Here is a 665-nt window from a genome sequence, read left to right as displayed (position 1 = left end):
CCTTTTGTATTCGATTGAAAAAAATGACCGGATGCTGCTTATCACGCTTCCGATCAAGCGGAAAACGATGTTTTGGGCGAAATATCGCTTTTATTCAGGCCTATTGGCAGGCGGATTTCTCCTTGTCGTGATGATTGTGGGTTTCATCAGCGGCCGTCCGATTTCAGTTCTCACTTTTTTGCAGTGCATTGAGTTGCTGCTGGCGGGAGCTTTTATCAGGTTAACTGCGGATGAAAAAAGGCCCTCCTTCAGCTGGCAGACGGAGCAGCAGCTATGGAGCGGTTTCTCAAAATATCGGTCTTATCTGTTTTGTCTTCCCCTATTCTTAGCCACATTAGCCGGCACCGCTGTATCCTTGGCGGTCATTCCGATAGCCGGTCTGGTCATAGTCTATTACCTGCAAAAACAGGATGGTGGTTTCTTTGATACAAGCAAAAGAGAACGGCTTGGAAGTTAACCTGCTGAAGACTCATCAATTTTCAACTATTTCAATCGCCGCGAGCTTTCTGAAACCGATCGAAAGCGCGGCGGAACCTGAGGAAGAAACGATTTATTTTTACGGCGCCGCCGCATACCTGAAGGAGCAAATTATTGACGCTTTCGGTTGTGCTGCCGGCAGCCGTTTCATGTACTCAGCGAATCTCTTTTTTGATCAGCAGCTGAAA

The 665-nt window shown here is 47.2% G+C and carries 2 pseudogenes; both read left to right on the top strand.

The features are described from left to right. Nucleotides 1–457: pseudogene (albD, locus tag ACWHAR_RS27955) on the top strand (antilisterial bacteriocin subtilosin biosynthesis protein AlbD); the annotation flags it as partial. Further along, a pseudogene (locus ACWHAR_RS27950) lies at nt 447–665 on the top strand (insulinase family protein); the annotation flags it as partial. The pseudogenes albD and ACWHAR_RS27950, both read left to right, overlap by 11 nt.

The organism is Bacillus sp. LR--39 (genome assembly GCF_053613335.1).
The sequence above is the reverse complement of the archived record's forward strand: the minus strand, read 5'-3'. Positions and strand labels throughout refer to the sequence as shown.